At 59.8% G+C, this 25,012-nt stretch carries 21 protein-coding genes; 3 read left to right on the top strand and 18 right to left on the bottom strand.

Features of this window, described 5'->3' with window-relative positions:
• Window positions 1–39 precede the first annotated feature (39 nt).
• The gene (locus tag ACE3P0_RS00675) at window positions 40–525 is read right to left on the bottom strand and encodes a YajQ family cyclic di-GMP-binding protein (RefSeq protein WP_374398837.1); all 486 of its coding nucleotides are present in this window, start codon (window positions 523–525) and stop codon (window positions 40–42) included.
• Window positions 526–610: 85 nt separating this feature from the next.
• On the opposite strand from ACE3P0_RS00675, the gene murB reads away from it, so the two are divergent.
• From murB to ACE3P0_RS00660, 3 genes are all read left to right on the top strand, one after another.
• A complete protein-coding gene (murB, locus tag ACE3P0_RS00670; RefSeq protein WP_374398835.1) occupies window positions 611–1,651 on the top strand; it encodes a UDP-N-acetylmuramate dehydrogenase in 1,041 nt (346 codons plus the stop codon).
• Between the two features lie 89 nt (window positions 1,652–1,740).
• Window positions 1,741–3,705, top strand: coding sequence for a diguanylate cyclase (locus tag ACE3P0_RS00665; protein ID WP_374398833.1), 1,965 nt, complete (start codon window positions 1,741–1,743; stop codon window positions 3,703–3,705).
• Between the two features lie 426 nt (window positions 3,706–4,131).
• Window positions 4,132–5,904 (top strand): diguanylate cyclase domain-containing protein, encoded by a 1,773-nt coding sequence (locus ACE3P0_RS00660; RefSeq protein ID WP_374398831.1) that lies wholly within the window; start codon window positions 4,132–4,134, stop codon window positions 5,902–5,904.
• A gap of 10 nt (window positions 5,905–5,914) precedes the next feature.
• Here ACE3P0_RS00660 and ACE3P0_RS00655 read toward each other — a convergent pair whose 3' ends face one another.
• The 17 genes from ACE3P0_RS00655 to ACE3P0_RS00575 form a co-directional block, all read right to left on the bottom strand.
• Window positions 5,915–6,451, bottom strand: a complete 537-nt coding sequence (locus ACE3P0_RS00655) for a YaeQ family protein (RefSeq protein WP_374398829.1) — start codon at window positions 6,449–6,451, stop codon at window positions 5,915–5,917.
• A 5-nt stretch (window positions 6,452–6,456) separates the two neighbouring features.
• On the bottom strand, window positions 6,457–7,359 hold the full coding sequence (locus ACE3P0_RS00650) for a recombination-associated protein RdgC (protein ID WP_374398827.1): 903 nt from the start codon (window positions 7,357–7,359) through the stop codon (window positions 6,457–6,459).
• A 91-nt stretch (window positions 7,360–7,450) separates the two neighbouring features.
• Window positions 7,451–8,020 carry a sugar transferase gene (locus ACE3P0_RS00645; RefSeq protein WP_374399350.1) on the bottom strand — a complete coding sequence of 190 codons (570 nt, stop codon included), beginning with the start codon at window positions 8,018–8,020 and terminating at the stop codon, window positions 7,451–7,453.
• 7 nt (window positions 8,021–8,027) lie between these two features.
• Window positions 8,028–9,920, bottom strand: coding sequence for a polysaccharide biosynthesis protein (locus ACE3P0_RS00640; RefSeq protein ID WP_374398825.1), 1,893 nt, complete (start codon window positions 9,918–9,920; stop codon window positions 8,028–8,030).
• Between the two features lie 147 nt (window positions 9,921–10,067).
• A complete protein-coding gene (locus tag ACE3P0_RS00635; protein WP_374398823.1) occupies window positions 10,068–10,949 on the bottom strand; it encodes a glycosyltransferase in 882 nt (293 codons plus the stop codon).
• On the bottom strand, window positions 10,937–12,055 hold the full coding sequence (locus ACE3P0_RS00630; protein ID WP_374398821.1) for a hypothetical protein: 1,119 nt from the start codon (window positions 12,053–12,055) through the stop codon (window positions 10,937–10,939). Before ACE3P0_RS00630 ends, ACE3P0_RS00635 begins: the two co-directional genes overlap by 13 nt.
• A 35-nt stretch (window positions 12,056–12,090) precedes the next feature.
• A complete protein-coding gene (wecB, locus tag ACE3P0_RS00625) occupies window positions 12,091–13,209 on the bottom strand; it encodes a non-hydrolyzing UDP-N-acetylglucosamine 2-epimerase (RefSeq protein ID WP_374398819.1) in 1,119 nt (372 codons plus the stop codon).
• An 18-nt stretch (window positions 13,210–13,227) separates the two neighbouring features.
• Window positions 13,228–13,635 carry a GtrA family protein gene (locus tag ACE3P0_RS00620; RefSeq protein WP_374398817.1) on the bottom strand — a complete coding sequence of 136 codons (408 nt, stop codon included), beginning with the start codon at window positions 13,633–13,635 and terminating at the stop codon, window positions 13,228–13,230.
• On the bottom strand, window positions 13,616–14,611 hold the full coding sequence (locus ACE3P0_RS00615; protein ID WP_374398815.1) for a glycosyltransferase family 2 protein: 996 nt from the start codon (window positions 14,609–14,611) through the stop codon (window positions 13,616–13,618). Before ACE3P0_RS00615 ends, ACE3P0_RS00620 begins: the two co-directional genes overlap by 20 nt.
• Before the next feature lie 53 nt (window positions 14,612–14,664).
• Window positions 14,665–16,044, bottom strand: a complete 1,380-nt coding sequence (locus ACE3P0_RS00610) for a hypothetical protein (RefSeq protein ID WP_374398814.1) — start codon at window positions 16,042–16,044, stop codon at window positions 14,665–14,667.
• 245 nt (window positions 16,045–16,289) lie between these two features.
• The gene (locus ACE3P0_RS00605) at window positions 16,290–17,714 is read right to left on the bottom strand and encodes a class I SAM-dependent methyltransferase (RefSeq protein WP_374398812.1); all 1,425 of its coding nucleotides are present in this window, start codon (window positions 17,712–17,714) and stop codon (window positions 16,290–16,292) included.
• 13 nt (window positions 17,715–17,727) lie between these two features.
• On the bottom strand, window positions 17,728–18,498 hold the full coding sequence (locus tag ACE3P0_RS00600) for a DsbC family protein (protein ID WP_374398810.1): 771 nt from the start codon (window positions 18,496–18,498) through the stop codon (window positions 17,728–17,730).
• 102 nt (window positions 18,499–18,600) lie between these two features.
• Window positions 18,601–20,280, bottom strand: coding sequence for a hypothetical protein (locus ACE3P0_RS00595; RefSeq protein WP_374398808.1), 1,680 nt, complete (start codon window positions 20,278–20,280; stop codon window positions 18,601–18,603).
• A 224-nt stretch (window positions 20,281–20,504) separates the two neighbouring features.
• Window positions 20,505–22,976, bottom strand: coding sequence for a secretin N-terminal domain-containing protein (locus ACE3P0_RS00590; RefSeq protein WP_374398806.1), 2,472 nt, complete (start codon window positions 22,974–22,976; stop codon window positions 20,505–20,507).
• The gene (locus tag ACE3P0_RS00585) at window positions 22,973–23,425 is read right to left on the bottom strand and encodes a hypothetical protein (protein WP_374398804.1); all 453 of its coding nucleotides are present in this window, start codon (window positions 23,423–23,425) and stop codon (window positions 22,973–22,975) included. The genes ACE3P0_RS00590 and ACE3P0_RS00585 overlap by 4 nt, the downstream gene beginning before the upstream one ends.
• The gene (locus ACE3P0_RS00580; RefSeq protein WP_374398803.1) at window positions 23,422–24,132 is read right to left on the bottom strand and encodes a hypothetical protein; all 711 of its coding nucleotides are present in this window, start codon (window positions 24,130–24,132) and stop codon (window positions 23,422–23,424) included. Before ACE3P0_RS00580 ends, ACE3P0_RS00585 begins: the two co-directional genes overlap by 4 nt.
• Entirely contained in the window at window positions 24,129–24,962 is an 834-nt protein-coding gene (locus ACE3P0_RS00575; RefSeq protein ID WP_374398801.1) for a hypothetical protein, read from the bottom strand. Before ACE3P0_RS00575 ends, ACE3P0_RS00580 begins: the two co-directional genes overlap by 4 nt.
• Window positions 24,963–25,012: the final 50 nt, after the last annotated feature.

Here is a 25,012-nt window from a genome sequence, read left to right as displayed (position 1 = left end):
GCCGCCGCCCAAGCTTGAACAGGTCGGCAGGTCGCGCAATCACTCGCGGAAATTGCCGAACTGCAAAGGGAAGTCAGTGACCGACTTCTTCAGCATGGCAATCGTTTCCTGCAGCACATCGCGCTTGGCGCCACTGACTCGCACCGTATCGCCCTGGATGCTGCCCTGCACCTTGAGCTTGCTGTCCTTGATCAGCCGCACGATGCGCTTGGCGAGATCCGAGTCGATGCCGGCCTTTACGGTAACCGCGCGCTTGACCTTGTTGCCACTGACTTTCTCGATCTCACCCTCGTCCATGCAGCGCACGTCGACACCGCGCTTGGCGAATTTGCCGACCACGATGTCCCACACCTGCGAGAGCTGGAAATCGTTATCGGCGAACAGCGTCATCGCCTTGTCGTTAAGCTCGATGCGGGCGTCGGAGCCCTTGAAATCGAAACGATTGGTGATTTCCTTGTTGGCCTGGTCGATCGCGTTGCGCACTTCAACCCAGTTGACCTCGTTCATGACGTCGAAGGACGGCATATTCCTGTCGCTCCAAAACACTGCGGGAAAGCCGGGGATTATACGGCGCAGCCCTATAATCGGCGTTTTTCTGCCGCTGCTCACAATGTCACCCGCGATCCAGACGGACGTCGATCTTGCCCCGCTCACAACGCTCGGCGTGCCAGTTCGTGCGGCGTACTACTGCGCCGCGGGGTCCGAAGACGAGATCCGCGGCGCCCTCCGCTGGGCGCGTGCGCGCAGTCTTCAAGTGCTGGTGCTCGGCGGCGGCAGCAACATGGTGTTCGTCAGCGACTTTGCGGGGCTGGTGCTGCAACCCATGCTGCGAGGACGCTCGCTGGTCGGTGAGACCGATGCGCACTACCTCGTGCGCGTGGGTGCGGGCGAGCGCTGGCACGACATGGTCGAGTGGACACTGTCGCAAGGCTGGCCCGGGCTGGAGAACCTCGCGCTGATCCCCGGCAATGTCGGTGCCGCGCCGATCCAGAACATCGGCGCTTACGGGCTTGAGCTCACCGATCGCTTTCACAGCCTCGAAGCGCTTGATCGCAACACCGGCGAGGTGCAAACGCTGGACCGCGCCGCGTGTCGCTTCGGCTACCGCGACAGCGTATTCAAGCATCCAGACGGACGTGACCTGATCGTACTGGCCGTTGTGTTCGCTCTGCCGAAAGTCTGGGCGCCGATGACCGGCTACCGTGATCTGACCGAAGCGCTCGGTGCGCGCGGCGTCGCCACGCCCTCGCCGCGCGACATCTTCGAAGCCGTGATCGCAGTTAGGCAGCGCAAGCTGCCAGACCCCGCCGTGGTGGGCAACGTCGGCAGCTTCTTCAAGAACCCGGTGGTAGACGCAGCGACGCACTCAAGCTTGCAGGCACGGTACCCCCACCTCGTCAGCTATCCGCAAGCGGACGGTCGCTACAAGCTCGCGGCAGGTTGGTTGATCGACCAGGCGGGCTGGAAGGGGCGCGCGCTCGGCCCCGCGCGGGTGCACGCTGCACAGGCGCTGGTACTGACCAACCCGGGCGACGCACGCGGGGCAGACATTCTGGCGCTGGCCCGGGCAATCCAGCGCGACGTTCAGGCGCGATTCAACGTGGCCCTCGATCCAGAGCCGATCGTGGTCGGCGCATCGGGCGAGCAATGACCAGGCTGGGCGCTTTAGACACGCTCCGGCTCGTAGCGCGTCGCGCCCTGCCCGCCTTATTCTTTGGCGTTGTGCTGCTGGCATTTGCCATGCAGGCCAATGCCGAAGTGCCCACACTGGATGCGCTGACGCGCATCGAGATCCTCGCCAACGACCATCCGGATCGCGCCCTGCAACAACTGCGCGCGCTTGAACGCGATGCGCGTAAAGCACCGCTGACGACGCGCGCAGCCTTTCTAAGCGTGCTCGGCTACACACAAGCGCTAGCTGGCGACGCCGACGCGGCACAGCGCACGAGCAGCGAACTGGAGGCGCTCGCGGGCGGCAATCGCGAGATTGCCGCCGAAGCGATGCTGGTGCGCGCCAACGCGTTGTTTGTGCGTGGCTCGCTGGATACCGCTGCCGCCTCTGCAAAAAACGCGCTGGAGAGTTTCGACGCCCACTCGCCAGCGCGACTGCGCTACTGGGCCCGCCATGTTCTCGGCTCAATCCTCTTCGAGCAGGCGCGCTACGATCAGGCGCTGACGCACCTGCAGGAGGCTGCGCGCCTTGCAGACGACAATGGCTGGGCGCGCCGCCGCGGCATGGTGCTCAACAGCCTGGCCACCCTCTATCTGAACCTGCGCCAGTACGACAACGCATTGCGGACGGTGGGCGAAGCCTGCGATATCGCGCGTCGCAACAACGATTCCGCCGCCCTCGCGAACTACAAGCTCACCGAGGCCAACATCCACAGCGCCACGGATACGCGGCCAGCTCAGCATGCGGCGCTGACCGAGTCGCTCGCGCTGGCGCACAGCGTTGGGGCGCGGGCGGTCGAGTCCGCAGCCCTGATCAACCTCTCCGACTACTACCTCAGCACCGGCAACTACGCCGCGGCAATCGAACATGCTGAACAGGCAACACCGATTGCGCGTGACTTTCAGGACTGGTCGGGTGAAGCCACGATTCAGACCAACATCGGCCTCGCCCGGATTCTGAGTGGCAACACGGATCTCGGGAAACCCTTGATCGAATCGGCGCTGGCTACCTACAAGCGCCACGGCGCCCGCAATGACGAGGTTGCAGTCCTGCGGGAGTACGGTGACGCGCTGCGCAAGACCGGCCAGAGTGCAGCCGCGCTCGATACGCTGCTGCGGGAGCGGGCGTTATCCGAGGAGTTGCTGCAATCGGAGAAGCAACGCGTGGTACTGGAATTACAGGCGCGCTATGAAGCGGACAAACGCGAACGTGAAATCACGCTGCTGAACCGCGAAAACGCATTGAAAGACGCTCAGATCGAGAACCATCGGCTCGCGCGCCGCGTCTGGTGGCTGCTGCTGCTGGTTTCGGCGCTCGCTGCGTTAATCGTGGGCCTGCTTTACCGGCGCGTACGCTCAACCAACCGGCAACTGGAGGAGCGCAACGAGGAACTCGCGATCCAGAGCAGCCGCGATCCGCTGACGGGCCTTTACAACCGCCGCTACTTCCAGCAGCGCATGGCCCAGTTCGACGCGAACCCGGCACCGCTTGCCACCAATACCGTCCGCGCTACGTACCTGATCGATATTGATCACTTCAAGCGGATCAACGACCGGCGCGGCCACCCTGCTGGCGATGCGGTACTGATTGCGGTCGCTGAACGGCTGCGCGAGGCGCTGCGCGAGGCCGACATGATCGTGCGCTGGGGTGGCGAGGAGTTTCTGATCTTTGTGCCGCGCATCCGCCCGGAACAGATGTCTGAACTCGCCCAGCGCATCATCAATGCGATCTCGGAGCACCCTGTTGCCTACAACGGCGACCTGATCCCGGTAACGGCCTCGATCGGCTACGCGCCGTTCCCGCTACCGCCAGCAGGCATCCGTCTGCCATGGGAGCGTGAGATCAACCTGATCGACATGGCGCTCTATCTTGCAAAGGCCCATGGCCGCAGCCGCGCTTACGGCGTGGCCCGACTGCTCACCGATGGCGACGGTGGCATCGAGCGCGTCGAACATGATCTCGAACAGGCCTGGACAAGCGGGCTCGTCGAACTCGCCATCATCGAAGGGCCACCGCCCAGTCCGGTTGATTAAGGCAGGCGAGCGAATTGCAGTGGCGCGCAGCGTCAAGGGGCAGCTGAGGCTAGGCCGCGCACACGGTAGATGTGAACAAGACCCCGCCGCACCCAAACCTGTCGCCCCACGATCAAGTTACCGCCACGGGCGCCGCTAACGTCAACATCTGCGGAGAAGCCGCGTCCGTAAGCGATACCAATGCCCGGAGCCCCGATTCGCCACCCGATTTTCAGCGCCTTGCGCGGCCTGCTCGCGACGTCGGCGATTGCGCTCTCCGCCTTCGCCGCCGGCGCAGCAGAGTTGGACGCCGCAGCCGGCGCCCGTATCGACGCAGTGGACGCTCAAGCACGGAGCAACCCGTCGGGCGCAATCGCAAGCATCGACACGCTACTCAAGTCCGAACACGACGAGGGCGCCCGTATCGCCTTGCTGACGATGCGAGGTGTGTATCAGGCCAGCGCAAATCAACCCGACGCGGCACTCGCAACCGCAGCAACGCTGGACGCGCTGGCCAGCCAGGACGCCAAGACGGCGGCACTGATCATTCGAGCGAACGAGGTACGTCTGAAGGGCGACCTCAGCCGGGCGCTAGAACTGGCGGATCAGGCACGTGCCACCCTCAGTGCCAAGGGTGATTCGCGCCAGAGCTACCGCCTCGAAATGATGCGCGGCGCGCTGCTGCTTGAATTGGGCCGCCAAGCCGATGCGCTGGCGGCCTACCAGAACGCCCTCTCCCTGGCCGAGCGCCTGAACAGCGCCGTGCGACAATTCCGCGCCCTTGACAGCATGGCCACCCTCTTCGTCGATGCGGGCGAGATCGACAAGGCCGTCGAGGCCAACCTCAGAGCCAACCACTACGCCCAGGCGATTACCGAGCCGGCGATCCTCGCCCAATCATGGGATACACGCGCCCGCATCGCGGCGTTCCAGCAGGATCGCGATAGCGAGCTGAAAGCAGCCAGATCGGCGTTGGAATATGCGCGCAAAGCTGGAGAGCCAGAACGCATCGAAACCATGTTGATCAATCTGGGCGATACGTATCTCAAGCTCGGCCGCTATGCCGATGCACTGGAGGTGACCAGCGAAGCGGTCAGAATCGCCCGGCAGATCGATGACCCGCACGGCCTGATCGTCGCGCTGGCCAACGCTGGGCAGGCTCAGATCAGGCTGGGTCGGCTCGAAGAAGGCAGGAAGAACGTCGAGGAAGCGCTATCGACGGCACTCAAACTCGACTCTCGCGCTCACTACGCGAGCCTGCTCACGGAGTACGGGGAAGCACTCGAAGCCGCTGGCGATTACAAGAACGCCATTAACGCCTACCACCGCGAACGGCGGGCTTCGAAGGCGCTCGCCGAGAACAGCCGCAAGAGCGTCCTGCTCGAACTCGACGCGCGTTATCAAACCGAACGAAAACAGCGTGAAATCGAACTGTTGAACCGCGACAACGCGCTCAAAAGCGCCCAACTGCACAACCGCACGCTGCAGCAGCGTGTGTGGCTGCTCGCCGCGGGGCTATTGACGACGGGCCTGCTCGCGGTTGCTCTGCTCTATCGACGGGTGCGCGACGCCAACCAGCAACTGTCCGAGAGCAATCGCATGCTCAAGGTGCGCAGCGAGCGGGATGCGCTGACCGGCCTCTTCAACCGGCGCTATTTCCAGGAAGCGATGCGCACGCGATCCGCAAGCGGCGGCTTTGTCGGCGGCCTGGTCCTACTCGATATCGACCACTTCAAGCGAATTAACGACACCCATGGCCATGCGGCCGGCGACGCCGTGATCACTGCCGTCGCGCGGCGTCTGCAAGACACCATGCGAGAAAGCGATCTGGTTGTGCGCTGGGGCGGTGAAGAGTTCCTGATTGCAGTCGGACCGATGCCGGACGAGCAATTTGACCGTCTCGCAGAGCGTCTTCTGCACGCCGTAAGTCGCGAGCCTATTCACTACGGCGAGCAGCAACTGAGCGTCACCATCTCAATCGGCTACGCCAGCTTCCCGCTCGCGCCGGGACATTTGCCGCTGGAATGGGAGCGCGGCATCAACCAGGTTGATATGGCGCTCTACATCGCCAAGGCGCAGGGGCGAAACCGCGCTTGCGGCATCCGTGCGGTGACCGCATCGAATGAAGCGGAACTGGATGAAATCGAGCGCAGCTTCGAATCAGCCTGGCGCGATGGGCGGGTGGAACTCGGCCTGATCGCCGGTGCGCCCGCCGCCTGATGCTTGTCGATTAAGCCAATACCAGCGGCCGGATGTGCGTGCTGCGCTCGCCGTCCGACAGCCAGTATTCACCGTCCTGAACGCTGCACTGAATCTGCATCGTGCGAACCGCCATTGCCGTGAGCGCCTCGGCCGCATCATCCGGGATCCGCAGCACGGTCAGCGCGGGCAGCTTCAGGCAAGCAGCCCGATTCTTCTGCCACCACACATCCACTGCACGCCCACCGTAGGTGAGCAGTATCACGCGCGTCGCGCGGCCACTGGCCTGACGCAGTCGTCTTTCGTCCGGCAAGCCGACTTCGATCCAGTTTTCGATCGCGCCGGTCAGGTCCTTGTGCCAGAGATCAGGCTCGTCGTCGGACGACAGCCCCTTGCAGAACGAGAGCCCCTCGTCGGCGAACATTGCGAACGCGAAAAGGCGGATCATCATCCGCTCGTCCGTTTCCGACGGGTGCCGAGCGAGCGTCAGCGAGTGGCTCGCGTAGTAGCCGCGATCCATATCCGAAATCTGCAGCTCGGCCTTGAAAATGGTGGATTTCAGTGCCATCGCGTTCAGACGATCTGGCGCTCGCCGCCCAACGCTTCAATCACATGCGGAATGAAACGGGCCAACTCGGCTGACATCAGCGCGAAATCCGCCTCGAACTGCGGATCGCCCTCCGTGGCAGCTTTCTCCGCCTGCTCCTGGATGATGTCGAGGAAAGCGAGACGCTTGATTTCCATGCGCTCGGTCAGCACGAAGGAAATCCGGTCGTCGAAGGTCAATGCCAGACGCGTCGGCACCTTGCCCGAGGCAAGGTGATTCGGAATCTCATCACCTTCCAGCGGATGCCGAACATAGCGCACAGCGGCCTTCTCGTCGGTGATCGCGCGCAGCTCGCAGTCGCGATCGATCGTGAAGTTGACCGGCGCCTCGCCTGAGGCCAGCCAGTCCGACATCGCCGATTGCGGCGAGCGCTCGGTGTCGAGTAGCTTCAGCGGCAAGTCATCCAGCGTGTCGTGCAGCTGCTCGATCACCTCGTCCGCCTTCGCAGCACTCGATGCATCGACCACCAGCCAACCATTGGCCGGGTCGATCCAAACGTAGGTGGTACGGCGTCGAGTGAAGGCGCGCGGCAACAACTCCTGCGTCACCGCCTCCTTGATCTCCTTCATCTGCTTGCGCCCCGGCTTGAAGCCCTGCTGCGCCTCAAGCTCCTCGGCCCTATCCTGCGCAACCTGGTTCACCACCGACGAAGGCAACAAGCGTTGCTCGCTGCGCAGCGCCAGCAACCACTGCCCACCGACCGCAAGCACCATCACATCCGACCCGGTCGGCGACACCCACCCACGGCTAGCCATGTCCTGCGACCCACAACGCACAAACGGCTTGGCCGCGAGCTTGTCTTCGAGTGTAGAAAGATCAATCGCCCAAGGCGTGGGCAAACGGAAAAGCTGGAGATTCTTGAACCACATGAAAGGATCCGATAGGCAGTGGGGCGGGCATTGTAGCCGGACGAACGGGCAAAAGCGCCGGCCGCGGCCAGCGAGCCCAATCGCCGCAGAATCAGTGACTCACGCCATGCGCGGTGAACACCCGATGCACCGTGAGGAAGAGAATCTTCAGGTCGAAGCAGAATGACTGGCGCTGCAAGTACTCAAGGTCATAAGCGACCTTGTCCGGAATCGCTAGCTCGTCCCTGCCGTTAACTTGCGCCCAGCCTGTGATACCGGGACGCAGGCAATCGACCCCGGCCGCTGCGCGCAGTTCATTCAGATCGCGCTGATTGAATAGCGCAGGTCTCGGGCCCACCAGGCTCATATCGCCCTTCAGCACACTAAACAGCTGCGGAAGCTCATCAAGGCTGGTTCTGCGCAGAAACTTCCCGACACGAGTCAGATACAGATCCGGATCTTCCAGCAGATGTGTTGCAACGACGGGCGTGTCAGTACGCATTGATCGAAATTTCGGCATCAGGAAAATGACACCATACCGCCCAATACGCTTTGACCAATACAGCGCCGGTCCTCGCGACTCCGCCCGAATCGCGATCGAAATTGCCACCATCGCAGGAGCAGCGAATAGAAGACCGACTCCAGAACAGACAAGATCGAAAAACCGCTTCAAAGGCAACACACCAGCGTTAAGCAACGGTCTTAGGCTCGCGTACCGTGCGCTGCACGAGCGTTAAGGATGGCCTAACCGCCGGCTCGTATTCAGGGACCCAACGGCGAAGATCTCTTCGGATCTGATCGTCAGACGGAATCGTACGCTGGGTGAGCCACGCCAGTACCTCATCCAGCCACTCCCGCTCGACGTCTCTCGCGCGAGCAATACGCAGCTTGGGATGATGTGTCGGCAGCGTTTCTTCTTGTGCCGCCAGCAACTCCTCGTACAACTTCTCGCCGGGTCGTAAGCCAGTGAAGACGATATCAATCTTGTCTTCAGCGTAGCCAGACAGACGAATCAGGTCGCGAGCCAAGTCAGCGATCCGTACCGGCTCCCCCATGTCCATTACAAACACATTACTACCCGTGCCCATCGCCGCCGCCTGCAGGACAAGTTGCGCTGCCTCTGGAATAGACATGAAGTAGCGGGTGACTTCCGGATGAGTCACAGTAACCGGGCCCCCGCGAGCGATCTGTTCCTGAAATTTCGGGATCACGCTTCCGGCACTACCAAGGACGTTACCGAACCGCACAATATCAAAGCGCGTCGCAGCACCTTGCTGCATGATTTGGCAGACCATTTCGGCCATGCGCTTACTCGCGCCCATCACGTTGGTCGGGTTGACAGCCTTGTCGCTAGACACCAATACAAATCGCTCAACCCGGTTTGCCACAGATACCGCGGCAATCTTGTATGTGCCATAGACATTGTTGCGAACTGCCTGCCAAGCGTTGCGCTCCTCCATTAGCGGCACGTGCTTATATGCCGCTGCGTGGAACACTATTGTCGGGCTGTACTGCCGGAAAATCGCCTCAAGCCACAACCCGTCTCGCACATCACCAGCAATCGGCACAAGTTCAACATCGGGGAACCTCAGCCCCAGCTCTTCGTGGATCGCATAGAGCGCAAACTCGCTCATTTCGAGCAGGATCAGCTGGGCTGGTGCGAAACGCGCGAGCTGCCGGCAAAGCTCTGAGCCGATCGAGCCTCCTGCACCGGTGACCATGATCGCCCGTCCGCTAACCATCTGACTGACGGCCGACGAGTCAACTTCCACAGGTGCTCGGCCGATCAAGTCATGAAGATTAACGTCACGAAACCGTTGCTCAGTTGCACCGCCACGAACTACATCCTCAATTGAAGGCAGCGTCAGCGCGCGAACGCCCGCCCGCAAACACGCGGTGGCGGCGCGCTGACGCGCCTCACGGGTCATCGCAGGCATCGCGATGATCGCATTCTGGGCCTTCAGGCGCACAGCCCAATGTGACAAGTCCTTGATACGTCCGTACACCTTGAAGCCTGAAATCTCTCGACCAAGCTTGTTGGGGTCATCGTCCAGCAAACCGACGACGCGCCACTCAGGTGAGCGCGCCAACTCCGCAACAAGGTTTGCACCGGCACGACCAGCGCCAAGAATGACAACGGGTTGACCGCGGGCGAAGAGGTCGCCGTAACGCCTGTGCTCCTTCCAGAACCGATACGCCGCCCTGCTCCCGCCCATCCACATCAGCAAGAAGATCGGGTGCAGCACGAAGATGGTGCGGGGAACGGGCGGTTGCAACCCGATGTAAACGAATGCGACGATGCTGACGATCGACGCCGCAGCCACGGCACGAACGATTCTCACGAGGTCGGGCAAACTCGCGAACACCCACATACCGCGATAGAGGCCAAAGCCTCGGAAAAACGCGGCATGAATCGGGACGGTAAGCATGCAGGCATACAGACCCGACCGGACGACCTCTGGCGGCACGGCGCCGTTGAACCGGATCAGATACGCCAATCCCCAAGCCAACGAGACAGCAAACAAATCTCCGGCAAATACTGCCATCTGCCGCCAGTTGGTTACCAAAATCGATTTTTTCATTGAACGCGCAAGAACCATCACAAAGAAGCCGTCATGGCATCAAGCGAATAGCCCAGTATATTCTTTGCATAGACGCACCTTAGCACGCGGCCACGTGGTTAACCTTGTCCTGGTGCCAGTCGTTACACATTGGTACAGACGTGCGTGTTAGGCGCGCCAGCCGTGCAAGCGAAAAAAAGTCAGCGCCGAACGTCCAAACATCAGGATGTGACGAAGTCCCTTCCTTGATGCGCCACCGCCAGCGTGAGAAATGCGGACATGCGGAACATATGCAAGACGCCCCTGACTCGCCGCGCGCAGGCTCAAGTCGTAGTCTTCAAAGTAAAGGAAGTACCGACGGTCAAATCCTTCGAGCGCTCTGTAGACCGTCGACCGAAACAACATGAAACACCCGCTCACCATCGGCGGGTCCCATACGACATGCTCGCCGTCAACAACATCTCGCATTTCGTGCCAAGCAAGCGAACGCCGGAACACACGTGCGACTGACCGAGGCGCAAACCCACGCAGAAACAGAACGAACACGCTAGGCATGCGGCGACAGAGGAAACTCCGCTCCCCCGCAAGGTTACATACATCGGGTGCCAGCAGCACTGCCGAAGGATTGGCGTCCATCCATCGAATGGCATTCCGAATGGCGTCAACGCCTACGAAGACATCCGGATTAAGTACCAAGTGGTAGTCTGACTGGACGCCCTCGAACGCAAGGTTCTGCCCACCACCATACCCTAGGTTCTGTTGGGCCAGAACAAGCTTCGCCGGAATCTCTTTGCGTTTCAGCGGTAACAGCGTCGCGTCACGCAAGCTGGCAGCGTTATCGACTATAACCACCTCCGCACCGGACAATGCGCCGGTACGGATGGCGTGCTCAATCGCCTCGGCCAACGAATCCAAAGTCGTATAGAGGGCGGATTCGTCTGAACGATAAGTCACAACACCTACGCTCAGCGTCGGCCGACAATGCTGCATCCCATCTATTCGCGCAGTAGGCTCGCAGCCACCAGCATCAATATTCATCAGGTCAGACACGAAAACCAATCGCAAAGCGCCGCATCGAAGCGAGCACACCAATCGTTCTCAGCCCGAAATTGCAGCGTCGATTGATGAGCAGCATCGAAATGAAGCGCCGCGTCGGCAAGCGCCCCCAAATCATCGACCGCTCTACCCAGCCAAACGCCCGCCACATTCTGGCGCAAGCGCATCTCGCCAAAAGGCGTTGACAACACCGGCAATCCGGCCCCTCGATACTCGTAGTACTTGATCGGATCAACAGACTCCGTCAATACGTTGTTACGAAATGGAATTAGTCCCACAGAAAAATCGATTAGGGCCGACATCGCAGCGGAATGGTCAATGGGAGGCAGAATCTCAACATTCTCAGGCAAGGCGCACGACGGCTGCACAAATAAAGGCCCTATTAAACGCACCCGATACCCCGGACGCGCCTCAGCAAGACGACGCACCCAACTCCAGTCAAACCAACCACCCATGGTGCCCAAGTAGCCAAAAACCGGCACGCAGGATTGACGGTGGGGCACAGGCATGTCCGGCAGACTGGAGGCCTCGCACGCATTCAAAGCGCGCGTTACATCACCTCGGACTGCACTCAGTCGAGTCTCAAGCGCAGTCGACGAAGCCAATACTCGCCCCGCACGTCGCATCACACAGGCCTCTCGACGCGCCATCGACACCCTCGATAGCCCACGATAGAACGCAGGAAAATCGTCCATCGCGTCGTAAACGCTCTGGCCTACCGGCACTGATTCGATGACCGACAGCGCCAGCAGCGACGGCTTTCCGACCACCACTCTGACAGCCGTATCCCCCAATACCAATCGGACAATGTCGTCTCGCAGACTACGCCATAGCATTCCGTTAATTCGGTTAAGTCCCGGAAACGGCTCCAAAGGAAAAGCCCGCACCCGACGGACGGATAGCCACGCCGGCGGCTCGGTGCCGGGGGCGCCCTGCACAACGGCTGGCCGCTTCCAATCCGACCATGTGGGCAATCGAGTTGGATACGGATCAACCCACAAGACATCGCCGCCCGTTCGGCGGTGATACCAACGAACGAAATGATGCGGCCGCTGCGCAAAGCTGTCCCAAGGAACGGGGGAAAAGTAGACCAAGCTCATTCGATTGCGGACGATGCAGAGGCGCCGACCTCAGATCAAAGCAACGAGCGCTGCAGGATTTCAACGATGCGCGCAGCAGCATGCCCATCACCGTACGGTGAAACGCCCCGCGCCATGCTTCGGTATGCAACCGGATCGTCCATCAGCACGCTTAACTCACGAACAATCGTCGCCCGATCCGTCCCGACCAAGCGTACGACCCCGGCATCCACGGCCTCCGGCCGCTCAGTCTCGGCGCGCATCACGAGTACCGGCTTGCCGAGCGCAGGAGCTTCCTCCTGCACACCACCCGAATCGGTGAGGATGATGTCGGCGCGCTTCATCATTTGCACAAACGGCAGATATTCAAGGGGCGAGATCAGGCGAACGTTCGGCATAGTCACGAGGCGCTCACGCACCACCTCACGCACATTCGGGTTCGGATGCACCGGTAGAACAAACACGGCGTCCTGATACCGCGCAGCCAACTCCTGAACTGCGTCGCAGATTGCCACCAGCGGAGCACCGAAGTTCTCACGGCGATGCGTCGTGATCAGAACCACACGCGCGCCATCCGCAACCTCAGCCTCGGCCGGTGCGGCCGGCCCCACGCGACTCGACACATCCAGCAATGCGTCGATAACGGTGTTCCCCGTCACATAAATAGACGTCGAGTCGAGCCCCTCGCGCAATAAGTTGCTCCTCGCACTCTCGGTGGGCGCAAAGTGCCAATGCGAAAGACGGCCCGCCAGTGCTCGGTTCATCTCTTCTGGGAAAGGGTTAGCCATATCACCGGTGCGCAAGCCTGCTTCGACGTGCCCCACAGGAATTCGCTTATAGAAACACGCTAACGCGGTCGCCATCACGGTCGTTGTATCACCCTGCACCAAAACCGCGTCCGGCCGCTCATCTTCGAGCACACCATCAACGGCGGTCAGCAACCGCGCCGTCAGATCGGGCAGAGACTGATTCGGGCGCATGATGTCGAGGTCGACGTCTGGAACGATTCCGAACAGCGCCAGCACCTGATCAAGCATCTGACGATGCTGCGCAGTCGCCACGACTCGGCAATCGCACCAGTCAGTAGCTTTCAGCGCCAAGATCACCGGCGCCATCTTGATCGCCTCAGGTCGGGTTCCGACAACACAAACGATACGAACCGTAGCCTTCACCATCCCACCCTTCTCGTACCATCAAAAAGAATTACGCGAGCCACTGTGAGTGCCGAACACCGCCCAGCGAACCAACAGAAAATTGATAACCAAACTGGCCCCAGTGCTCGCAAGAACACCCAAAACATAATGCCAACCCAGTGATTGAAAGGCCTGAACAATCCCCGTTGACACCGCCATCGCCACCAACGACAGGCTCAAGAATCTCGGATATTTGGTCCAGACAACCGCCGCCCTGAATGTAAGAACAGAATTCGCGATAAACGACCAGACATTCGCAGCCAGGAAGGCCGGGATGTTCGCCGCCACAGGCACAAGCCCCACCACCTCAACCAGCAACAACATTCCAAGCAGGTGAACGATCGTATTGCTCGCGCCTACGGCAGCGAACTGCAGAAATCGATGAATATCACCTCTGATTGTCAACATCGCCGGCCCGCCCATGGGCAACGAGACCATCTCCGACGACCTCCGATACGAAGTAACGCGGTCGTCTTTTGACCTCAAAATACGTTTTCCCGACGTACTCGCCGACCACTCCAATGCCAATCAGCTGCACACCACCCAACACGTAGATCGGAATCACCGTAGACGCCCAGCCCGGCACGGTATGTCCTGGCAACAACGCCATAATCAGAGCCCAGGCGCCCAGAGCGAAAGACACGCAAGAGATAATCGTTCCAATGCCGGTGATAAAACGCAGAGGCGTAACCGAAAATGACGTCACGCCCTGCCATGCGAGTGCCAGCATCTTCTTGAGCGGGTACTTTGATTCGCCGGCAAATCGCTCCGCTCGCGCATACTCCACCACTCCACTTTCAAACCCGATTTGCGGCACCACCCCGCGGAGGAAGAGGTTAACTTCGCTGAACTCCGACAGCGCGGCCAGCGCACGGCGTGACATCAAACGATAGTCTGCGTGGTTGAAAATAATCTCGACGCCGAACAATGCCAAAACGCGGTAATAGCTCTCCGCCGTCCAACGTTTGAAAAAGGTATCACTGCTACGACTGCTTCTGACCCCGTAAACGACATCCTTTCCATCGCGATAGGCGTTCACCATCTTTTCAATGGCTTCAACATCGTCCTGGAGATCCGCATCAATCGTCACGACGGCATCACCGCTTGCGCTGAACATTCCAGCCAACACAGCATTCTGGTGGCCACGGTTACGCGAAAGACGCAAACCACGCATGCGGACATCTCTACTCGCATAGTCCAAGATGAGCGGCCAGGTTCGGTCCCTGCTCCCGTCGTCCACAAAAATCACATGCGAGTCCGGCGAGACGACACAAGCCTTCTCCAGTCGATCCAGCAGTGCGCCCAAGCGAAGCACTGTCTCCGACAGTACCGCACCCTCGTTGTAGCAAGGCACCACAATTGAAATGACGGGAGGAGTTTTCATATTAGGAGTTATGAATTGATCGCTGACTGAATACTGAGATAACCGCGTCGACACTATCGCTGCAGAAACGCGGTCATGCCATGGCCCCTCAAATATTCCACGGTTGGAGCACAGTACCCCCCCGTACAACGTTCAATAACTGAACTGAGTTCAGTGCCGCCTGGGTTGGAAAGAAGCAAAGCTCTTACGTTCTCAAAATACGACAGAACATAAGGCGCATTTCGGTACTGATATACAGCAGCGAGCACAAAACTGGTAGTCACAAAGGTCGAGAACGCGATGGCCATAGAGCGGGTGAGACGCGTCGGAGCCAACGACGCAAGAGCAAGACCCGCACCGACATAAACGAATGCTAGATTTCTCACATAGCGCTGCGCATCCATCAAATATGGCCCTCCGTCAAGGTAACGAGATGTAATAATGAGCAGCCACATGAGCAAACCAAACAACACGAACAGCACCGGAAGATGCGTTATCTTTGCGTTCTTTTGTCGCCACCATGCGACCAGTACCATCGCCGTCAACCCCAGTCCGACTGCCCCCAAGACCGCCTGCGCCAAACGCAAGTGACGCTGCCCAACGAGCGACTCAAGCACCACGCGATCGAGAAGCGGCTGAGCAAACGCATGGAGCAACGAAGCCAATAAGTCACATGGGTTCGCAAACAGGGCCGCGAGCGTCTCTGAACGCGAGTGAACGCCGACCGGAACTCCAGTTCCCAGCGTCCCAAGCGCAAGCGCTGCAAGGACTAAGCACACCAGCATGATCAGGATGGCAGCCTTTAACAGCCTCGGCTGCCTCACGCCGCCAACAACGAAGACCGCAACCGACAAAATCACGGCAGCCAGCCCAACGGTATCCCCGCACAATATCGTTATAGCCGTCAGAATAAGTAGCGATGGCAGCGGGAGGCGAGCATGTAGATAACGATCAACAAAGCACAGGTAGCAGATCGCCACCAGCGAATAAACGTACTCGAACACCACCAACAACCACGGAAAATCATTCGTAATGCAAAAACATCCTGCTGCGAGAACCGTTAGGCCGCACAGCAACATTGCAATCGAACGTTGGCCGGCACGGACCGCCTGCAATGTGAGCACGCCTCCGCCAATAAGCATTGCGGCAAGGCCAACGTACGTAAACACCGCGAGGCTGCAGGACCAACGTGCGCATGTCAGATACAACAAGCCCAGTGCCGGAAAATGCGTGTGAGACAACAACGAATACTCCCCCGTCAGATACCGTACGAACGAAATTTCGCCCTTAAAGTACGGGATCAACAAGTCAGCAAACCACCGCCACTCGTCCGCCAACGGAATGCCACTAGTAACGCGCAACGCGTGCATCATTGTCGCGACCGCGAATGGCAATACAACAAACCCGAAAATATAACGCTTAGCGCCCAAATTCGACGCGTAAGAAGTCTGCATGCCGAAAGGTTCCGAACCCAATAAATTGAACGATGAATCACATCTAAGGTGATGCCTATCGGCAGCCTCGTCCTTCAACGGCGGTCCCAATGCGCACCAAACGATTCGAGGTGGGGTATTAGTCCATTCATAGTCAGTCGCTTGCCATAGCGGGCGTTGCAGCAAATCGCCCTCATCGGTAGATGCCTTGATCTTACGCGACCGCAGGGACAACGCCCATCTACGAACTCACGCCGACAGGTGATTCAACCAAACGCACGATAGATGCCATGCAGCTCGGTGAGCCGCAACCCATGCGCCGCTGCAGCAAGATCTGCATCAACCAATTGCTCGAGCAAACGTTGATGATCGGCCCTGGCAAGATCGTAGTTCAGCACATAGTCTGGCCCCACGATGCGCCAAAGAAAAACGTTGCGACGGCACAGTTCGATCGGTAGAAAATAGCGAGCGAGCACAGGCTCAATGTCGTCGCTGCGGATCCCTTCAAAGGTTGCCTCGGCGCAATCTTGGTTCGGTAGCGTCAAATCAGTGATGCCAGTGCGTTGATTCCGCCGAAACTCCTCGGGAAGCGTTGCAAACACCGCGTTGGCCGCAGCCAGCGCGGCGTTGTCGAGGCGATTTCCGTTTGGGCCCACCTGCTCGCCAATAAGCCAGAGCTCGCCCCCCGGCGCGAGGGCAGTGCGAATCTGCGCAAACACATGCTCCAGCTCAACGAGATGATGAGCGCCGGACACGCAGATCACCAGATCGACGGACGCTTCGGCAACGTCGAGTTTATTGACATCCTGGACAAGTACGCTGATTCGCGCCCCTGACCAGTCTCTCTCGCATGCCGCCGCCAAAAGTGACTCGTCGATATCAACGAGACACAACTCAACCGTCACATTCGCGCCACGCAAGAGCGCCGCCTCTGTGGCTGCGGTTCCCGCGCAAAGCGATAGAACACGAGGCGGCCGCCCCAAACGTTTAGCCAATTCTTGCAGGCGAAGCGAAAAGTCTGGTACGTCATTAGCGCCTCGCTGACCAAGCAGGGCGTGGGCGAGATCGAAAGCGTTGGCACAGGCACCCGACAAGCTCAGCGAACGCGCCGACGGGATTAATGCATCAATATGGCTAGCCCGCAGGAAGCGCTCCTGATACATCGGGTGACGATATGCATACGCAAAGTGCGCACGTTCATTTTCCGCCCGCAGGGCGCCAAAGCTGCGTGCCCTGGCCAACCCGTGCAGTTCAGGCGGTGCAACGATGAACTCGTGAACAGCCAGCCAGTCTGCCGCCGGGTCATTCAACGGTCCGGGAAGGCAGCGCAGCGACAGGCGCGCGCCCGCGATTGCCCGAGGCAATTCAACCGACACGCACCCAACGCGTGCCTCCTCTCCTCTACGGATCGGCATGCGAACCAAAACGCGCTCGCCATCGCCCGGAAGAATCAGCGCCAGTTCACCTTCAAGACCATCGGCCGAAATCTCCGGCAACCCGGCGGAATAGCGCAATCGGCAAAGCAAGCCCTCCTCCGCCGAAAGACCGAGGCTGAGGGTCTCTCCGGCGAGAAGTATCAAAGCAGGCTTCACCGCACCAGTGTGCGGCGCGGCCTGCCAGCGACATACCTCGGGGTGCCCTTCAGGCGTCGCAACGTCGTACGAACTCGACGCATCAAGTGCGAAATTCATACACAACAACGCGTCACTTACCGGCCTTGGAAACTGCCTCTGCGGCCCTTTCGCCGATCGCAGCGTTAATTGCAGCCTCGATCTTGTCTTTAGTAACGAAACCGGTGATGCGCTTACCGTTCTCGAAGAAAATCGTCGGCGTGCCCGAGATTCTGACGTGAGCACCAAGCTTCTGATTTTCGTCAATCACGTCGTCGCACTTACGTTCGGCGGGCAGCTTGCCCTCTTTCATCCATAGCGCCCAGGCTGCATTGCGGTCGTCCGCACACCAGAGACGCTTGGCCTTTCCGATCGAATCCTCGTTGATCACCGCAATTATGAAGGTGTAAATCGTGGTATTCGGCAGTGCATCAAGCTCAGCGCGCAGTTTCTTGCAATAGCTGCAATTTGGGTCTTCAAACGTCGCAATGACGCGCTGACCATTACCGTTAACACGCTTGAGCGCACGTCCAAAAGGTAGCGCTTGAAAATCAATCTTGGAGAGCCGCTCGTTGGTCTCGTCCGTGAGATTGCGCTTATCGGCGGTCGAAATCAGTTCGCCACCGACAAAGAAATACGTAAATGCGTCGTCGGAATAGAGAATTTGCCCGTTCGACAACACGATCTCGTTCAACTCGCCAACGGGTAATTTGGTGACCGACTGAATAGTACCGCCCTGCTTCAGAAAGGCCTGTGCCTTCTGTCGAAGCGCCGCCTCGTCAGCCGCAACGGAAAGCGGAATCAAACAAATCGCCAGCAACGCACAGCGGCGGCTCACTGCAATCAGAGAATCGAGGAGTTTCATAGTTCGTCAACCACTTGCGATATGTATCTTGAATACCGTACTGCAAAAAAAGAAAAGGGGGGTTGCCCCCCCTTTTCAGGACCTACCTGACTTCAACAAGTATTACTTGTTGTCGCCGTCAGCCTTACGGGCGTAGTCCGGGCCATCATCACCCTGAGCAGCCGACACTTCGTTGACAGCGCCGGTGACCGGGTTCAGGTGGTAGTTCTGAACGCGGAGCGAGCTGCCAGCAGCCGTGAGGCGCAGGCGGGCGTTGTTGTCCGAAGCAGCAACCGTTTCCGGCAGCAGCGCTTCGATTTCAGCAGCGGTCATGTACTTGAACGCGCGCGGAGCCAGGGTAACGATCTTGCCTGCGTTCAGCAGGGTACCGTCGTCCTTGATCAGCTGGGCATTCACGTCAACAGTCTGCGACTCATCGGTGTTGATGATACGCAGAACCGAGACCCAACCCGTTGCGTCCGTCTGGGCCTTCTGGATGTAGTTACGGACATCCAGTTGAACGCCATTCGAGACCAGGTTGTACATGTTGGCCGGGCAAACCGGGTTCGCCAGCTCCTTCGACGAGCCGAGCTTGGTCAGCGAACCGCTAGCCAGCTTGAACTGCGAGGTCGGGATGACTTGAGTACCAGGCACCGTGTAGCAAACATAGGCGCCACGGGTGGTTGCGCCAACCGTCGGCCACTCAGCATCAGCGATGGTCGTCGAGAAGGTCGCGGTATCCAGCCCCGAACTCAGCGTAGCCGTGCCACCAGCAGCGAAGGCACCGCCAACGCAATTGGCGTTGGTCGAGAAGAACACGGTACCGTTCTTCACGAACTTGCCGCTGATCACAGCGTTCAGCTTGTCGCCCGAAACGTTGCCAACGGCGTCAACACCGAAGACGCCAGCCATCGTGTACTTGGCCAGACCATTGGTATCGAACAGCGATGCGCGATCCTTGATGGTGATCTTGCCGAGGTTGATAGTCTTGTCCAGCGCAACGGTGACGTCGTCCGCAGCTTGGGTCGACGGAATCGACGCCGTGCTGGTGAAGATCTTGCCCAGACCGGTGGTCAGCACGTCGATCTTCGACACTTCGTTGTCGGTCACAGCCGGGCCGAACGAAGCCGACGACGACGCGGTGATGTTCAGCGCAACGTTGGAAGCCAGCACCGGGGTGGTGATGATGGCGCCCGGATCGTTGGTGTCCACTTCGACGTCCGAAGCGTTGGTCATCTTGGCGGTAACCGAGATCGAAGCCTGCTCAGGCGCGCAAGCGGCGTCCAGCGGGGTCTTCAGAACCGAATCAACGGCCAGCGTGAACAGCGAGGGGTCAGGAGAAACCGCAGCTGCAGCTGCGGAAGCCGGAGCCTCAGGAGAGAAATCGCCGAAGGTGATCGTCGAGTTGACCGGGTAGGTCGTGTTATCTTGGTCGGCAACGAACGTGAAGGTCACGGTCTTGTCGTCGTTGCTGAGCACAGCACCAGCGATGGTGTTGGGCAGCGCGTTGGCCGACGAGGGATCACGCAGCACAGCGCGGGCGTTCGCGATCCCTACAGCGTTCCACTTGCCACCGCTCAGGGTCAGCGCGATCTTGAAGGTGTTCGGGTTGGTGGAGCTGCCCGACACCGGACGGCTAAGGTTATACGAGATAACCGGAGCCTTGAGCGACAGTGCGCTATCACCGAAGATCTCCGCAGCGAAAATCTTGTAGGTAGCCTGGATAACACCAGCGTTAGCGGTAGGGGCCGCGAGGCCTGCGATCGCACTGGTAACCAGGGCAGCGATCAGTTTTTGCTTCATGCGAAAGTTCCTTTATGAAGGAAGATTGACGACGTTTCTCTAAGCTTAGAGGGCATGTCGTGAGGGCTTCGACACCTTCTTATTGTCAGTGCGATCCTCCCACACCCGCTGTGAGTATAACAGCACTGACGACTATATACGGCTTGTTGCATTTTCGCAATCGCAGCATTGGCGCAGGTTTCCGACGAACGGTAAGCGGCAACCCGCACCGAAATTGCGCTTTCTCAACGCGACTTGCGAAGATGGTCCAGTAGCTCTTGACGGAGCTTTTCGTCAAGGACCGGTTTTGGTCCCGATTCGGGCTGCGGCACGACCTCGGTTTGCGCTTCGACTGGTGCGGCCGCAGGCTTCTGGGCCGAGCTGGCTGCGGGTTTGCTGCCGGGCGGCGGCAACACATAGGGCTTGGATCGTTCCAGCGACGGCGCTTGCGGCGCGGGCGGTTGAGTCGGCACGGGCGCCGTTGACCGCGAAGACGCAGCAGCTGCACCAGGCGCGGGGGCTACCGCCGAGGACGCGGGTGATGGCGTAGCGACAGGAAGCGCCCCCTCACCCTGCGTCACCTGGGCAGGCGTTGATGAGAGGTCGATATCGGGCCGCGGCATGGGAATGTCGCCGCGAATGGCGGCGCCCATTGTTCCTTCCCACCGCGCTCGGGTCTTAGGCGCGGCCCACGACATCCGGGCACGGAACGCATCAGTGACCGCCTGGGCATCGAAATCGTCCTGAATCACGTTCGGCGTGATGAGGACAATCAGCTCAGTGCGATCCAGCTTATCGGTGTTGTTCTTGAACATGACGCCGGCAACCGGGATGTCTTTCAGCAAAGGAACGCCGGTATCAGTGGCGTCGGTAGACTGTTGCATCAGACCGCCCAGCAATACCGTGTTGCCATCGAGGACCGTGAGCTTCGTGTCGATCTTGCGGGTCGAAAACGTCGGGGAAGCACTTACACCAGTCAGGGTGTTGGCTGCGCTGCTGACCTCTTGAGATACATCAAGCTCGAGGCGGCCGCTTGCATGAATGACCGGGCGAACTTTGAGGATGACACCAGTTTGACGGTATTGCACGGTTTGGAGGACGCCTGCTTGAATCCCCCCCGTGTTCGTTGATTGGGTGCTCTGGATCACCGGCACCTCCTGACCGACCTGAATTGTGGCCGTTTCGCCGTTTCGGGTGACGAGGCTGGGGTTGGAGAGCACCTTCACGCGCGAAGTAGACGCTAGTGCATTGATCAGAACGCGTGGGTCACCAAAGGTATTCGATATGGTCGCTGCAAGACCACCGATCGTTGAGACGTTGAGCTTACCCATGGTGCCGACATTCACGTTGTAACCATTCTGTCGGTAGGTGTTGAGCATCCACTCGACACCGAGTTGTTCGGTGTCGGTCAGGCGCACTTCGGCGATCGTGACGGAGATCAGTGCGCTCTTGGCGGGTTTATCCAGTTCCTGCAGCAAACCAAGCCATTGCTGGTATTCGCTTGAGTTGCCCTGAATGATCAGGCTGTTGGTGGCGGCATTAACCACCACACGGCTCTTCAGTTGTGTTGCCGCCTGGCCGCCGGCAACCGTGGCGGCGGCGGCGGGATTCATGACCTCTTGCAAGGTTTTGGCCAGACCAGCCGCATCCGTATTCTTCACCGGATAAGTGAAGTAGCCGGCGGTGCCACGACCCTGCCCTGGCTGATCAAGCTCCCGCGCCCAGTGCAGCACATGGTTCAGCACGTCTTCGCCAGCGCTGAAGACGATGATGGAATTGAGCGGCGCCACGGGCAAAAGAATGGTGGGCGACTGCCCGTTTGGCTGCGTTGAAACTGAATAGCCCTCAGCCTGAAGCACATCGGACAGGCGCTTGGCGAATTCGTCGGCAGACCAGAACACCGGTGCAATGCGGGCCGAAATGCGGCCCCGCATCGCGGGCTGGTCGAGCATCTGGATCGCTTCCATCGCGGCCTGCACATCATCGCGCTGGCCGCTGAGCAGGACTGCCTGGCGGGCGAGGTCGTCCTGCGCCTGGACCTTGCTGCCGAAGATGGTTTTAAGCCAATTGGAGATCCCAGCTGGAGACACCGCTTCGAGTTCAACAAGCTGGAAAACCGGGCGAAGCGCGAGCGGGGTGTCCGGCATGGCGCGGCCGCGGCGAATTTCGGGCAAGTAACCGGTTTGCGCAGTATCGAGCGTGACGCGAACCAAGCTGCCATAGTCAGACACCGCGATGCCGTATGACTTGAGCACTCCGCGCGCGAGTTCTGCAACCTGACTGGGTGTCTGGGGCGAGCCGGTGCGCAGGCTGACGAGGTCTTTCTTAGCCTCGACAGCCGGATCCACTGATACGTTCTTTTTCAGAATGGCCCCGTAGACCGTCTGAATGAACGCTGTAAGCGAGACCTGCTCAAACATCAAGGATGTGTCGGCTTTTTCGTTCCCAAGCTTGGGCGCAGCGGCAGAACGCGCGCCGGCACTATCGCGCTGAGGGGCGGGTGGCACGGGCGTTTGATAGAGGCCAGTCTCGTTTGCAAGCTGCGTGTTGCCCCCAGCCGCGCCCACGACATCCGACTCGCCGGGTGCTGCAGCGCCACGTTTGAGCGGGTTGATGGGGTTAGGGATGAACGGCGAGCCAGTGGTACAGCCGACAAGCGTTGCAACCAATGCGGGCATGAGGCGCCACGGGCGTGCGCGACGGACGGGGTGCTTCATTCGGGATAGATCCTCAAAATCCGTTTCTTGCCATTTACGACGAGGTACAGGCGATCAGCCTCGATACGTTCGAGCTTGCTGCCATCAGGCAGCCTCTCGCCAGCCGCGATATTGACTGGCGGTTGCTTGCCGACCTGAATAACGACAAATCGATCCGCTCCAGCGTTGACGGCGGCCAGGATGCGCCAGTCGGGCGGTGTGAGCGGCGGCTCTTCAACTTTGCCAGCGTTGGCCACACCCGGAGGCGGCGGCGGAGCGCCCCAGATGAAGCGCGATTTGAGGTCATCCCAGGCGACGTTGGCATCAGGAAATTCGGGCTGAGCCAATTGCCAGTCGTCGCCACCAGGGTGGAAGGACGTTGCATGCGGCGCACGCGGCCCTACAAGCCAGTAGGCGAACGCAACGAGCGACCAAAGAACCGCGAACAGCAGCGCGAGCCGACGAATCATTGCGGGAGACTCTTACGGATGAGGGCGTCGAGCGCACCTGCCCCCTGCGGCGCAGACTGATCGGCAGTAACAGGCAGCGGGTCGGGCTCTACTGTTTCACCGAGGGTCGTCCAGGTGAGCAGCGTCATTTCGAGCTTGCGCTTCGACTGGCTCGCAAAGATTGACTCGACGCGTACGTTGCGCCCCGACATGTAGAGCGCCCCAAGGAAATCCTCTAGCTGCCGAGCCGAGAACGGAAACTCGACTCTCAGGCGCACAGGGTAAGGGTGATCGGCCTCCGAAACGTTGGCTGCCGCATCACGATCTTCAACAATATTGAGCTTTGGTGCGATAACGTTGAGCACCTTGAGGCGAGCGGCAACCCAATCCTGAAAGCTGGCTTGTGCTTGCGCGACGGAGGGGGCACGCCACAAACGCGCTTCGTAGGCGGCTCGCGCGCGGGCCGCCTCACCACGACGTGCCGTCCATTGCGGGCCGCTGCCGTTGAGCGCCTCAAGTCGCGCCACATCGCGCCGAACCCGCGTAACTTCTTTCAGTCGGGCTTGGATGTACTCATGCCAGCCAAGCAGTCCATAGGCAATGACAATGGCGACGATCACAGACAAGCCAATACGAAGCCGCAAATTGCCGGCAAACTCTCGCCGCATCTCAGCAAGCTGGGGCGCGAGCGCAGCGCGCGCCCTCGCAAGGACATGCGCCACGCTCATGCTCCGCTCCCGCCACCATCGGCGCGAAGCTCGGCGGTAACTACAAGCATGCGTGGATCATTGCCGACCTGGATGCGAACATTGCGTACCCCTTCGATCGCTTCAATCGCCCGCAACAGCGCGACGCGCGAGGCATCACCCGCCTCAATTCTGACAACGGCACGCAGCTTACCGTTGCGCACATCCCACTCGTCCAGTGTGAACTTCTGACCGACCCCGACGCCGGCCTGAGCGACAGCAAGGAGCAGCCGAACTTGCTCCGGGCCGGCCTCGTTGCCCGCCAATTCTGCTACGGCACCTGCATCGATCTCAGCAGCCTCGCGATCACGCAACACGCCCTCCAACCGACTGGATAGGGTCGTGCGACTGGCTTGGGCGTCTTTCAGCGCTTGAATCAAGGTCAGCTGCCAGAGTGCGAACCATAGCGCCATAGCGCCAGCAGAGAAAACGAGCGCTGCATAAAAAACGTACTCAGCGATTTGCCCGTCCCTGACCCGAGTCCGCACAACATGAACCGGTTGCGCGGGTTTCTCCAGCCAAGGAAGTGATACCGGGTGCGGCCGACGGAGATCCGACGACAAACCAGCGTCGCGGAGGAATTCGACCCATTCCGCGTCATCGGGCTGACGGGGCCACCAACAGGTAATCGGCGCCATTCCCGGCGAGAGCCGCACGCCTTCGTAGCCGTCGAGGCATGAGAGCAGAAGCACCCCCTCGTCGGGCAAGGCTCGCAACAGCGGTTCGGGGCAAACAGGGTTGGCAGGGCCAAGCCCGTACGCCTCGAAACGCTGATCAGACTGCGCTTCGTCCCAATACCACGCGCAAAGCATGCCACCTCGCTCGAACCACGCAAACGCGGTGCGAGCAAATGGACTGGCTT

Source organism: Niveibacterium sp. (assembly GCF_041909475.1).
Classification (GTDB): domain Bacteria; phylum Pseudomonadota; class Gammaproteobacteria; order Burkholderiales; family Rhodocyclaceae; genus Niveibacterium.
The sequence above is the reverse complement of the archived record's forward strand: the minus strand, read 5'-3'. Positions and strand labels throughout refer to the sequence as shown.